Below are 13,041 nucleotides of genomic sequence, written 5' to 3' on the forward strand. Positions count from 1 at the left end.
CCTCAACACCGCCCGCAGCCTGTCGGAGGCTGGTCACTGACCAGTCGGGGCCGTGGGAGGAGCAGCATGCCGTCGTACCTTTCGCCGGGGGTGTACGTCGAGGAGGTCGAGGCGGGGTCCCGCCCGATCGAGGGCGTCGGCACGGCGGTGGCCGCGTTCGTCGGGTTCGCCGCCGACGGCCCGTTCGACACACCGACGTTGGTGACCAACTGGAGCCAGTACACCCAGGCCTTCGGTGACTTCGTCGAGGGGACGTACCTCGCGCACGCGGTGTACGCCTACTTCCTCAACGGCGGTGGCTCCTGCTACGTCGTCCGCATCGGCGCCCCGGCCGCCGACGAGGCCGCCGCGCTCCCCGCCGGGAACGCGGCGGGCGGCGCCGCGCCCGGCGGCAAGCGCGGCAAGGGCGGCGGAGCGAGCGCGCTCCCGGCCGGCCCGCGCGCCGCGCTCGGCGGGTTCCAGGTCGGTCCCCTGGACGGTGCCGCCTCCGGTGAGCTCACCGTCGAGGTCGCGGACGCGTCAGGGGACACCCCCGCCGAGGACGCCTTCACCCTCGTGGTCAAGCGCGGCGGCCAGCCCGCGGAGTCGTTCGACGTCTCGGCGAAGCGCGGCCAGCGCAACTACGTGGTGACCGTGGTCCGCGAACGCTCCCGCCTGATCGTGGTCGAGGAGGCCGCGCCCGCGGCCGCGCTCGCGCGTCCCGAGAACCAGTCGGTGGCCGTCCCGGCCGCCGCGGCGCTCGTCGGCGCCGTCGTGCCCGCCGCGGACGTGACGCCCGCGCAGTACGTCGGCAGTGCCGACGACCGCACCGGCTTCGCCGGCCTCGAGGCCATCGACGAGATCACGATGCTCGCGGTGCCCGACCTGATGAGCGCGTACGAGCACGGCACGTTGGACGCCGAGGGTGTCAAGGCCGTGCAGCTCGCGATGATCGCGCACTGCGAACTGATGGGGAACCGCGTCGCCATCATCGACCCGCTGCCGGAGCTGTCGCCGCAGCAGGTCAAGGAGTGGCGCATGGTCGGCGCCGGCTACGACTCGAAGTACGCGGCCCTGTACTACCCGTGGGCGAAGGTCGCGGACCCGACCACCGGACGCAACCGCTTCGTGCCGCCGAGCGGCGCGGTCGCCGGCATCTGGGCGCGCAACGACGAGAGCCGCGGCGTGCACAAGGCGCCCGCGAACGAAGTGGTGCGTGGCGCGGTGGACTTGGCCGTCCAGCTGACCAAGGCCGAGCACGACCTGCTGAACCCGATCGGCGTCAACTGCCTGCGGGCGTTCCCCGGGCGCGGCATCCGGGTGTGGGGCGCGCGCACCCTGTCGTCGGATCCGTCGTGGCGCTACCTGAACGTCCGCCGGCTGTTCAACTACCTGGAGGAGTCGATCCTGGTCGGCACCCAGTGGGTGGTGTTCGAGCCGAACGACGACGCCCTGTGGGCGCGTATCCGCCGCACCATCTCGGCGTTCCTCGTCAACGAGTGGCGCAAGGGCGCGCTGTTCGGGCTGAGCCCCGACGAGGCCTTCTACGTCAAGTGCGACCGCGAGACGAACCCGGCCGAGGGCATCGACGCGGGCCAGGTGGTGTGCGAGATCGGCGTCGCGCCGGTCAAGCCGGCCGAGTTCGTGATCTTCCGGCTGGCGCAGTTCTCCGGCGGCACGAGCCTGGTGAACGAGTGACCCGCGGCCCTGCCGCACTCCGCCCGCACCCCCGCAGCATCCCCCAGGCTCCCCAGGAAGGCAGGTAGCCGCGCATGGCGCTTCCCGACATGGACACCTCGGTAGGCCACTCCTTCGGCCTCGAGTTCGACGGTGTCGTCATCAAGCAGATCAACGAGGTGTCCGGGCTCAAGATGGAGCAGGACGTCATCGAGCTCAAGCAGAACACCGCCGACGGCAAGTACGTCATCAAGAAGCTCCCCGGCCGCCCCAAGGCCGGCGAGGTCACCCTGACCCGGGGCCTCACCAGCGACGACGGCTTCGAGAAGTGGATCAAGGCGTCGCGGTTCGGTCAGATGGCCAACGCCCGCAAGGGCGGTGCGATCATCGTCTTCGACTACGAGGGCAAGGCGATCAAGCGCTACACGTTCGTCAACGCCTGGCCGAAGAGCCTGGAGATCGGCTCGCTGAAGGCCGGCGACACCAGCGTGCTCACCGAGAAGCTGGTGATCACGTACGAAGAGATGCACGTCGCGTGAGGCCCTGATGCGACGACAGCACTCTCCGCTCGCCGCCGCCGCGCCCGACCCGGGCGCGGCGGACGCCCCGCCGTTGGCCCCGTCGTTCGCCGCGGCGGCCCCGTCGTCCGGCCGACGGGACGAACACGAGACCATGCGCACCGAGTTCGCCTTCGAACTCCCGCGCGGGTACGTCGACGAGGCCGGCCGCGTGCACCGCACCGGCGTCATGCGCCTGGCCACCGCACGGGACGAACTGGTCCCGCTGCGCGACGACCGGGTCCGCGAGAACCCGGCCTACCTGTCCGTGGTGCTGCTCGGCCGCGTCGTCATGCGGATCGGCGAGGTCACCGACGTGCACGCCGGGGTCATCGAGGACCTGTTCGCGTCGGACCTGGCGTTCCTGCAGGACTTCTACCGCCGCATCAACGCCGAGGGGCACACCCGCGCACAGGTGACCTGCCCGTCCTGCGCCGCGGACTTCGCGATCGACCTCGCCGGCGGGCGCCTGGGGGAATCGTGACGTACGCGACCGACCGGCTGTACGAGGAAGTCGCGTACGTGGCCTACCACTTCCACTGGGGAATGGACGACATCCTGGACCTCGAGCACTCCGAGCGGCTGCGCTACGTCGAGCAGATCGCCCGGCTGAACACCCGTGCCTCGGGGCGCTGACGCATGGGCATGCGCGACCGGCTCGCGCGGTGGCGGGGCGGAGACCACGGGACGGCCGGATCGGCGGGCGACGAGGGCCATGAGCCCGCGGTCGGTGTGCCGACCGCTCCTGCGGAGGCCGGGCCCGCTGTGGTTCGCTCCGCCCCAGCGTGGACGCAACTGCCGCCGGTTCAAAGGACGCTGAGCGAGCCCCGGCTGGTCAGCGCGCCGGACACGTTCCGCGGCGAGCTGACGTCGTGGCAGGACCCGTCGTTCCTCGCACCGTTGGGCCACGCGGTGCATGCGGGGGCGCCGGGCGGAGTGGTGCACGGGGTCGCCGATGTGGTGCCGGTCGCGGGCGGGCAGAGCTCGGGTGGGCATACCCGTGCGCAGCAGGCTTCGACTGATCTCCCGGATCCGCCTACGCGGTCCGCGCCGCCCTCGACGAGCGCCCGGGTGCAGCGCGCGCATGCGGGGACGTCGCAACCTGTCGCGCCCTCCGCGCCCTTGACGACAGCCTCGACGGTGCCGCTCCCCGTACGGACGGTCGCGGTCGTTCCGGGTTCGGAATCGGCGTCCACGGCGGGCGAGTTCGATGTGCCTCGGGCGTGGTCCGGCGTCGTCGGCGGTGCGCCTGACAGGACGCCCGCGTCGGTGGCGGAACCAGCGCCGGTGGACGTGCACGACGCCGCACCCACTGTCGGCGACGGTCCCGACCTACGGCGTCTCGCGCACACGGACACCGCACCGGAGGTCGGCTCCGCCACGGTGCAGCGGCTGCCGTCGGAGGCCGCGGACTCGTCGCCGGTACGAACCGGCACCGCGGGTCAGGGCAGCGGTGACGGGGCCTTCGCCGACCCGCCCCGCCGACTCGGGCTGGGTGCGCCGCTGCCGTCGTCCGGCGAACTGCCGGTACAGCGCACGGCGGGCCCGCCGCGTGCCGCGAGCCCCGCGCGTAAGCCCGGTCTCGGCGCGCCGCTGCCGACGACGCTGCCGAGCCCGGTTCAGCGGGCCGCCACACCGGAGCCGGGCGCTCACGACACCGGTCTCTCCGACGCGGCGGCAGGCGGCACCGGCACCACGAACGCGGCGGGCACGGAAGGGGGTTCGCGTACAGCGCCGTTGCTCGGCGAACGGGCGGCTTCGCCGCTGCCCGGTGCGCTCGACCTTGGTATGGGCGACACGGCAGGCACGCCGCGTATGCCCACGCCGCCCGCACCGACGCTGCCCGCCGCGGTGCAGCGCTCCGCGGCCGCGTCGGGCTCGGCCTCGGCTGCCGGCGGGGGCACAACGGAGCACGGCTCCTCGGTCGCAGGGCTCGCGGCCGTGCAGCGTGCCGCCGCTGCGTCCTCGGCCGACATCGACGGCGGAGGGCCGTCGAGCATGGACACCCCTGGGGGCCGGACCGCTCTGCCCTCTGTGCCGTTGCTCGGCGAACGCCTGGGTCTCGGGGACCTGTCCGCGAGCGACGGCACGGCCGACGCCGGGGCCGTCGCGCCGACCGGCGCGCACGGTAGTAGCGGCGGCTCGGCGGGCAGGGACGCGTCCCGCCCGGGCGCGGGCTCTGGGCGTGTCGCGGGCGACGCGCCCGGGTCGTTGACGGCACCGCTGCTGGGTGACCGGCAGGACCTCGTGGGGCCGGTCGGCGGCGAAGGGCCGACCGGTGGCGGCAACCTGTCCGCGTCCGCGTCCGGCGGGTCCGCAGTCGTGCAACGCGCTGCGGCTCCGGCCGACGCAGGAGGCGGCCGCAGTGGCCTGTCGGGGACCAAGGCGGGTCGGCCCGGCCGTGGTTCCGCGGAGCCCGCGGGGAAGGGGCGCAGCCTGCCCTCGGCGTCGCCGCTGTCCGGCACGGTCGACCCCGGGGCCGGCATGGCATCCGACGCCGACACGCCTCCGCCGGGCGGAACCTCCGTCTTGTCGGCGGGACTCCAGGCACCGACGGCGCCCTTGCTCGGTGACCGGCACGGCCTCGTCGCCCCGAGCGGGGGCCAGGGCGCGTCGGCGGCCGACTCCGTGCCCTCGGTCGAAACCTCGAGCCTGGCCCCGCTGCTGCCGCCCGGCGGCGGGTCCACGTCCGCGGGGCTCGCGGCGGTACAGCGCGCCGCGGCTCCGTCGGACCCCCGGGGCGGGTCGTCGGGCGCGGACGCGGGTCGGCCCGTCCGCGCTGCCGACCCGCCTGCGGGGGACTCCGCAGGTTCGCTCTCGGCGTCGTCGCTCGGCGAGCGTGCGGGCATGGTGGCGCGGGCCGCCGGCGGAGGCGACCTGCCTGTGCAGCGGATTCCGTCCTCCGGCGCCGACTCCGCGGCCACGTCCGTCGGGTCGTCGGACGCAGGCCTGTCCGCTCATACCTCATCCGCCACCTCCGCCACCTCCGCCACCTCCGCGAGCGTGTCCACGGCTCCGCTGCTCGGCGAACGGCCGGGCTTGCCGTCGTCCGCTGTACCCGGCGCATCCGGCGACCGCGGGGGCACGGCGACGTCGTCGTATGCCTCCGATCCCGCAGCCGGGTCGGTCCCGGCATCCGCGCAAGGCCTTGGCTCCGGCGCGCACGCGTTCACATCCGCACCCGTAATGCCGGTCGGCGCTGTGGCCGTCCAGCGCGCGGTGAGCCCGACGGGCGCCACGAACGCGGCAACGAGCAGCGGCATGCCGCAGCTCGGCCACAGCGCCGACGGCTCGTCGGAGCCCCGCGTGGGTGCAAGCTCGGCCGTTGGGTTCGTCCAACGCGCCGCCACGCCCGACGCCGTCGCCGGCCTCGTCGGCAGCCGCGGTCTCGACCTGCGCGCCGCCCCCACGCCGACCGCGCCGGCGCTCGGGCACGACGGTCCCAGCGGGTCGTCCGGCATGGACGCGACGCCGCTCGCCCCCGCGCCTGTCCCGGTCACCTGGCGCGCGGGGTCAGCCCCGGCCTCGACCGCCGGTCCCGCGTCCGGATCGGCGTCCGTGCAGCGGGCAGTCACCTCGTCCGCTTCGCCGCGACCCGAACCGCTCTCCGACCCCGCCTCGTTGGCGATCGCACACGGCATCGGCACGCGTGAGCCGGACGGATCGGTCAGGTTCGCCGACCCGGTGACGACTGCCCCGACCGGACTGCCGCCTGTACAACGGGTGTTCCGTCGCCCGGAGCCCGAGACGACGGTGTCGCACGTGCAGCCCGCCGCCGTCCCGCCCTCGCCTCCCGCCGACGGCGCCCGTTCGGCCGGCGCCGGAGGACAGCCCGAACCACCCGCCGCGCAAAGCTTCGTCGCAGCCGCGACCCCGGCCCACCCACTCCCGGTCGGCTCGCCCGCCACCCCGTCCGCCGCCGCCCAGCCGCCCCCGACCACGGCGGCGTCGCCGGAGAGCACGGACGAACTCGTCCGTCGTCTCGTCGCCCCGCTCAGCCGCCTGCTGCGCGCCGAACTGCGCCTGGAACGCGAGCGCGGCGGACGCCGCCTGGACATCAGGCACTGACCCGCGCGCACGCCCACGCCGTACGTCCCGCACCGCCCGCACCCCGCGAAGGACCCGAACAGAAGGAGGCACGGATGGAGTTCGAGGACCCCGCCGTCAGCGTCTGCTTCATGGTGCAGATCGACGACCTCAGCCTGGGTGCCTTCAACAGCTGCGAGGGCCTGGGCTGCGAAGTCGTCATGGAGCAGCGCGAGGAGGGCGGCAACAACGGCTTCGTGTGGCAGTTCCCGTCCCGTATCAAGTACTCGACGATCAAGCTGACGCGCCCGGTCACGCGCGACAGCATGCGGGTCACGCGCTGGATCGCCGGGATGACGTCGGGCGTGACGCGCAAGACCGGCCGGATCAGCGCGATGCGCATGGACGGCAGTGTCATCGCGTGCTGGAACCTCATGGGCGTGGTGCCCGTGCGCTGGTCGGGCCCGTCGCTGAACCTCGACACGCCGAAGGTGGCCACCGAGACGCTGGAGATCGCGCACCACGGCTTCCTCGAAGCCGGCCGGTAGGGGAGGGGTTGCGACATGTCTTCGTCACCGGTGGTCTTCACCGCGGCGTCCGGGGGCGGTACCGCGGGGGTCGGCGGCCGCACCGCCAAGCTGGAGCGGGCCTACCTCGAGCTGCGGCATCCGCCGTCCGACGGCGGCACGAGCCAACCCGGGCCGCACCTCGGCAAGATCGAGTTCCAGTTCAACCCCAAGGAGCTGAGTCTCGCCAAGTCCGCGTCGTGGCAGCGGAAGCCGGCGACCGGCGTGCAAGGGGCGGGCCCGGTCGAGTTCAAGGGCACCGAGCCGAGCAAGCTGACGCTGGAGATGTTCTTCGACGCGACCGACACCATGGGCGACAAGGTCGTGAAGTCCGTCGAGCAGCTGTTCTCGTGCTGCGTGCCGACCGACCAGAGTCACGACCAGCAGCGAGGCGTGCCGCCGTGGGTGATCTTCCACTGGGGCGGGCTCACGGGGTTCGTCGCGTACGTCAGCCAAGTGCAGGTCAAGTACACGCTGTTCACCTCCGGAGGCCTGCCGGTCCGGGCGACGTGCCAGGTCACGCTGGAGGAGATCAGCGGCGAAATGCCGGGCCAGAACCCGACGTCGGGGGCGCTGTCGGCGCGCCGCGTGCACCGCACAGTGGCCGGCGACACGCTCGCGATGCTGGCGTGGCGCGAGTACGGCGACCCCACCGCGTGGCGGGAGATCGCCGAGGCGAACGACATCGACGACCCGATGCGGCTGCGCCCCGGCAGCGAACTGCTCATCCCGGGGGCCGAGGAACTGACCGCGCGTTCCTGATGCGTCCGTTACTCGCACCTGTACTCCCAAGTCCCTTACCCGGCAAGGAAGGCGCTCGGCATGGCCGGAGAGACGTTCACCAACACGCTGACGGTCGAGGCCGCCGGGCAGCCGCTCGCCGCCGACGTCGCCGGACTCCTGGTGTCCGCCTACGTCGACGACAGCCGCAACCTGCCCGACCTGTTCGCGCTGCGGTTCCGCGACCCGCACCGGCTGGTGCTCGGCAAGACGGGCATCAGGATCGGCACGCCGATGAAGCTGTACGCGCGGGCGGGCGACGACAGCGAGCGACGGCTGCTGGTGTCGGGCGAGGTGACGGCGCTGGAGATCGACCTCGACACGACCGGGACGTTCACCGTCGTGCGCGGACTCGACCACTCGCACCGGCTGTTCCGGGGCCGCCGCGTCGCGGGCTACCAGCAGATGACGATCTCGGACGTCGCCTCCAAGGTCGCGAGGCGTGCCGGCCTCGACGTCGGCACCGTCGACGCGACGACCACCGTGTACCAGCACCTAGTGCAACCGGGCGTCAGCGACTGGGACTTCCTGCAGCGGTTGGCCGTGCGCGCGGGTGCCGAGGTCGCCGTCGTCGACGGGAAGTTCACGTTCCGGACCCCGGCGCGGGCCGCGGCGGCGCCCGACCCGTCCACGAAGGTCGATGCGAGCCCGTACGTCCTGGAGATGGGCCGCAACCTGCTGCGCTGCCACCTCGCGGTCACCTCGTCCGACCAGGTCGCCGGCGTCGAGGCGCGGGGCTGGGACGTGCACGCCAAGCGCGCCGTGGTGGGGCGCGCCGACGCGACCTCGACCACCCGGCTGGCCCTCGGTCTGACGCCCGGCGACACCGCCACGCCGTTCGGGCAGGCCACGTTCCTCGCGACGGACACGCCGCACCGCACGCAGGCCGAGGCCGACCGCGCGGCGGCCTCGCTGGCCGACGAGATCGCGTCGTCGTTCGCCGAGGTGGAGGCGGTCGCCATGGGCATCCCGCGGCTGCGGGCCGGGAGCGCGGTTGCGCTCGCCAACGTCGGGGAGCCCTTCGAGGGCCGGTACACCGTCACCGCCACCCGGCACGTGTTCGACCCGGACACCGGCTACCAGACCTGGCTCACCGTCAGCGGCCGCGCCGACCGGTCGCTGTACGGGCTGGCGTCCGGCGGCGGCGCGGCGCCGGGGCGCGACCGGGTGCCGGGCGTCGCCAACGCGACCGTCACCGACACCCGCGACCCGGAGGAACGCGGCCGGGTGAAGCTCGCGTTCCCGTGGCTGTCCGACGACTACGTGAGCGACTGGGCGCGCACGGCCGGGCTCGGCGGCAAGGGCGGCGGCGGGGTGTTCGGGCCCGAGGTCGGCGACGAGGTGCTCGTCGGGTTCGAGCAGGGCAGCGTCGAACACCCGTATGTGATCGGCGGGTTGTACAACGGCGCCGACAAGCCGTCCCAGCACGACGTGGCACTCGTCGACTCGACCAGCGGTGCCGTCAACCGGCGCACGCTCGTCAGCCGCGGCGGCAACCGCTTGGAGCTGCTCGACAGCGCCAACGGGCCCAAGGGAGTTCGGCTGAGCAGCGGCGACGGCAAGCTCACCGTGCACCTCGACCAGAAGGGCACGTCGGTGGTCGTGCGCAGCGACGGCACCGTCGTCATCGAGGCCAAGGACAAGGTCACGGTGAAGGGCAAGGGCATCAGCCTCGACGCCGGGCAGGGCGACCTCGAACTGACCGGCCAGTCCGTCAAGGTGACCGCGCGAAGCGGCGCGACCGTCGACGCGGGCGGCGGCACGCTCGCGCTCAAGTCGTCGGCGCAGGTCGACGTCAAGGGCGCGACGGTGGCGGTGAACGGCAGTGCCAGCACGGAGCTGAAGGGCGGGGCGTCGCTGGCGATCAGCGCGGGGATCGTGCGGATCAACTGACGGGCCCTGAAGGGGAATCGCGCAGCCGGACGACACACCGCAACGCCGATCAACGGAACGGCGCAACGGCGGAACGGCGCAACGGCGCGACGGCGCCACGACGGAACGACCGAACGAGCAGACGAACGACAGGAGACCAGCCATGCCTCCCGCAGCCAGGGTCGGCGACCCGACCGGGCACCCCGGTGTCATCGGCCCGCCCGGCGTGCCGACCGTGCTCATCGGCGGCATGCCGGCGGCCGTGGTCGGGACCCCGCACGTGTGCTCGTTCCCGCCGCCGGCCGTGCACCCGCCCAGCGCGATCGCGCCGCCCGGCTGTCCCACCGTGCTCATCGGCGGCGCGCCCGCGGCCCGGCTCGGCGACATGGCGGCGTGCGGGGCGCCGGTCATCATGGGCTGCCCGACCGTCCTGATCGGCGGCTGAGCCGTGGCCGGCCACCGATTCGTCGGCGCGGGCTGGGCGTTCCCCGTCCGCACCGACCCCACAGGTGCGATCGCGCTCGCCACCGGGCGCAGCGAGATCGAGGAGAGCATCCGGCTGATCCTCGGCACCGCGCCGGGGGAACGCCCCATGCGGCCGCTGTTCGGCTGCGCGATCCACGACCACGTGTTCGCGCCCGCGGACGCCGGTACGGCCGGGCTCATCGCGTACGAGGTCCGGCTGGCGCTGCAGCGCTGGGAGCCGCGCATCGACCTGGTCGACGTCACCGTGAGCCTCGACGACGCCGACGAGGGGACGCTCTACATCGACATCCGCTACACGGTGCGGGGCACCAACGACCCGCGCAACCTCGTCTTCCCGTTCTACGTCATCCCGGCCCACGACGCCGCCGGGCCGGACGGCCCGAACGGCCTGCCGGGCCTGCCGGGCCTGCCGGGCCTTCCCGCCCTCCCCGGTCTGCCTGGGGACAGTGGCGCCGGCGACGGGAACCCCGCGCAAGGAGGCGGCCGCTGATGCCCCTGCCCCAGCCCAACCTCGACGACCGGCGCTTCCAGGACCTCGTCGACGAGGCCAAGCGCTTCGTGCAGCAGCGCTGCCCCGAGTGGACCGACCACAACGTGTCCGACCCCGGCGTCACGCTCATCGAGGCGTTCGCGCACATGGTCGACCAGGTGGTGTACCGGCTCAACCGGATCCCGGACAAGAACCACCTGGCGCTGCTCGACCTGGTCGGCGTACGGCTGTTCCCGCCCGCCGCCGCGCGCACGGACGTGACGTTCTGGCTGTCCGCTCCGCAGCAGCACGCCGTGACCGTGCTCGCGGGCAGCGAGATCGCCACCGCGCGGACCGAGACCACCGACGCGGTCGTCTTCGCGACCGAGGAGGAACTGGTCGTACCACCGTGCGAGTTGGTGCAGTTGGCGGCACTCGACCACGCGACCGGGCAGACCGCCGACCGCACCCGCGAACTCGCCGACGGGCAGGGCACGCCGTGCTTCCCGGAGCACCCGCAGCCGGGGGACGCCGTGCTGTTCGGGCTGTCCACGGCCGTGCCGTCGTGCGCCGTCGCGCTGCGGCTCGACTTCCCCGTGCGCGGGCACGGCGTCAACCCCGACAACCCGCCGCTGGTGTGGGAGGCGTGGACGGGCGAGGAGTGGACCGCCTGCGACGTGGAGACGGACGGGTCGGGCGGGTTCAACCGGCCGGGCGACGTCATCGTGCACGTCCCGGCGGGGCACACGGCCTCGGTCGAAGCGCGCAAGCGGGCGGGGTGGTTGCGCTGCCGCGTCGTGCCGAACCTGCCGGGTCAGCCGGCGTATTCGGCGAGTCCGGTGCTGCTCGGGGCGATCGCGTTCACCGTCGGCGGGACGACGCGGGCTGTGCACGCGGAGCGGGTGACCGACGAGGTGCTGGGGCGCTCCGAAGGCGTGCCAGGGCAGCGCTTCGTGCTGGCCCGGGCGCCGCTGGTCGCGGGTGAGGAGCCGCTCCGGGTCGTCGTCCCGATCGGCGACCGCGACGAAGTCTGGTACGAGGTAGCGGACTTCGCGCGCTCGACGGAAGGCGACCGGCACATCACCGTCGACCGGGCCACCGGCGAGGTCGCGTTCGGGCCCGCACTACGCGAACCCGACGGGACGCTGCGGCGGCACGGTACGACACCACCGCGCGGCTCGACCCTGCGCGTACCGGAGTACCGCACCGGCGGCGGGCGGCGCGGCAACGTGGCGGCGCGGGCCCTGGCGGTGCTGCGCAGCTCGATCCCGTACATCGCCCGCGTCGAGAACCGGCAGCCGGCGGTCGGGGGCGTCGACGGGGAGGACGTCGCCAACGCGCGGGTGCGCGGGCCGCTGGTGCTGCGGTCGGGGCAACGGGCGGTGACGGCGGCGGACTTCGAGGAGCTGGCCCGCGAGGCCGCGCCGGGGGTGGGCCGCGTGCGCTGCGTCGCCACCGACACGGGGGCGGACGCGGGCGGCGTGCGGCTGCTGCTCGTCCCGCGTGCGCACGACGACGGGACGGGGCGTTTGGAGTTCGGGCAACTCGCATGCTCCGACGAGCTGTTGCGCAGCGTTGCCCGGCACCTCGACGAACGGCGGCTGGTCGGGACCCGGCTCGTCGTCGAACCGCCGTACTACCAGGGCGTCACCGTCGTCGCCGCGCTGCACGGGAAGCCAGGCGTGGGGCCGGAGCGGCTGCGGCAGGAGGCGGCCGACACGCTGTACCGGTACCTCAACCCGCTGACGGGCGGACCGGACGGCAACGGCTGGCCGTTCGGGAGGACCGTGCAGGCGGGGGAGGTGTTCGCGGCACTGCAACGCCTCGACGGCGTCGACACCATCGACAGCGTGAAGCTGTTCCCCGCCGACCCGGTCACCGGCCAGCGCGGCGAACCGACCGAGCGGATCCACCTGGAGCCGCACGCGCTGGTGTTCTCGTACGAGCACCAGATCCGGGTCACGGCGAGGTGAGCGGCGTGAACGAGACACCTTGGGGCCGACGCGCGCTGCCGGGACTCGCGGTCGCCTACCCGCTGGGCGGCCAACTCCCGGCCGTGTACGCCGACGACGACCTGACGCAGCGCCTGACCGCCGCCTTCGACGAGGTGCTGGCGCCGATCCTCACGACGCTGGACAACCTCGCCGACTACCTGGACCCGGCCCTGGCCCCCGAGGACTTCGTGGCCATGCTGGCAGCCTGGCTCGGCGCCGACGGCCCCGGCCGCGAACCCGTCGCCTCTGCGGTCCGGCTCCACCGGTCACGGGGCACCAGGGCCGGACTGGCGGACGCGATCCGGGTGGCGTTCGGGGTGGAGGCGGAGATCGAGGACAGCGGCGGAACGGCGTGGTCCGCCCGCCCGGGCGCGGCCCTCCCGGGCAGCGGGGTGGCAATGGTCACGGTACGGGTGCGCGCCGAGAAGGGCATCGACGAGGCGGCCCTGCGCGCGGTGGTCGCGGCGAACGTGCCTGCGGGGTGCGGGTATGTGGTGGAGGTGGAGGGGGCGGGGGCGGGGGCGGGCTGAGTGTGGGGGCGGGGTTGGGCTGGGGGGTGGGGGTGGGCCTGAGGTAGGTCTGCTGAGGTTGGCCTGCACCGCTGCGGCGTCGCGCCGTCGGCGTGCGAGCCAGCC

11 protein-coding genes and 1 pseudogene are annotated in these 13,041 nt (G+C 73.9%); all 12 read left to right on the top strand.

Annotated features, from left to right (window positions below):
• Positions 1-66: 66 nt before the first annotated feature.
• On the top strand, positions 67-1,677 hold the full coding sequence (locus QI554_RS03765) for a phage tail sheath family protein (protein WP_281465781.1): 1,611 nt from the start codon (positions 67-69) through the stop codon (positions 1,675-1,677).
• Positions 1,678-1,751: 74 nt separating this feature from the next.
• A complete protein-coding gene (locus tag QI554_RS03770; protein ID WP_281465783.1) occupies positions 1,752-2,195 on the top strand; it encodes a phage tail protein in 444 nt (147 codons plus the stop codon).
• A gap of 7 nt (positions 2,196-2,202) precedes the next feature.
• A complete protein-coding gene (locus QI554_RS03775) occupies positions 2,203-2,697 on the top strand; it encodes a hypothetical protein (RefSeq protein WP_281465785.1) in 495 nt (164 codons plus the stop codon).
• The gene (locus tag QI554_RS03780) at positions 2,694-2,849 is read left to right on the top strand and encodes a DUF6760 family protein (RefSeq protein WP_281465786.1); all 156 of its coding nucleotides are present in this window, start codon (positions 2,694-2,696) and stop codon (positions 2,847-2,849) included. The genes QI554_RS03775 and QI554_RS03780 overlap by 4 nt, the downstream gene beginning before the upstream one ends.
• A gap of 651 nt (positions 2,850-3,500) precedes the next feature.
• On the top strand, positions 3,501-6,281 hold the full coding sequence (locus QI554_RS03785; protein WP_281465788.1) for a hypothetical protein: 2,781 nt from the start codon (positions 3,501-3,503) through the stop codon (positions 6,279-6,281).
• Positions 6,282-6,355: 74 nt separating this feature from the next.
• Positions 6,356-6,787 (top strand): phage tail protein, encoded by a 432-nt coding sequence (locus QI554_RS03790; protein ID WP_281465790.1) that lies wholly within the window; start codon positions 6,356-6,358, stop codon positions 6,785-6,787.
• A gap of 15 nt (positions 6,788-6,802) precedes the next feature.
• Complete coding sequence (locus QI554_RS03795; RefSeq protein WP_281465792.1) at positions 6,803-7,567, top strand: CIS tube protein; 765 nt, start codon at positions 6,803-6,805, stop codon at positions 7,565-7,567.
• A gap of 60 nt (positions 7,568-7,627) precedes the next feature.
• On the top strand, positions 7,628-9,478 hold the full coding sequence (locus tag QI554_RS03800; protein WP_281465794.1) for a VgrG-related protein: 1,851 nt from the start codon (positions 7,628-7,630) through the stop codon (positions 9,476-9,478).
• Between the two features lie 142 nt (positions 9,479-9,620).
• Positions 9,621-9,902 carry a PAAR domain-containing protein gene (locus QI554_RS03805; RefSeq protein ID WP_281465796.1) on the top strand — a complete coding sequence of 94 codons (282 nt, stop codon included), beginning with the start codon at positions 9,621-9,623 and terminating at the stop codon, positions 9,900-9,902.
• A 3-nt stretch (positions 9,903-9,905) separates the two neighbouring features.
• Positions 9,906-10,319 (top strand): annotated as a pseudogene (locus QI554_RS03810) (GPW/gp25 family protein); the annotation flags it as partial.
• A 113-nt stretch (positions 10,320-10,432) separates the two neighbouring features.
• Complete coding sequence (locus QI554_RS03815) at positions 10,433-12,385, top strand: putative baseplate assembly protein (protein WP_281465801.1); 1,953 nt, start codon at positions 10,433-10,435, stop codon at positions 12,383-12,385.
• 5 nt (positions 12,386-12,390) lie between these two features.
• A complete protein-coding gene (locus tag QI554_RS03820; RefSeq protein WP_281465803.1) occupies positions 12,391-12,936 on the top strand; it encodes a phage tail protein in 546 nt (181 codons plus the stop codon).
• The last annotated feature ends 105 nt before the right edge of the window (positions 12,937-13,041 follow it).

The sequence above is a fragment of the Yinghuangia seranimata genome (genome assembly GCF_029953285.1).
GTDB classification, from domain to species: domain Bacteria; phylum Actinomycetota; class Actinomycetes; order Streptomycetales; family Streptomycetaceae; genus Yinghuangia; species Yinghuangia seranimata.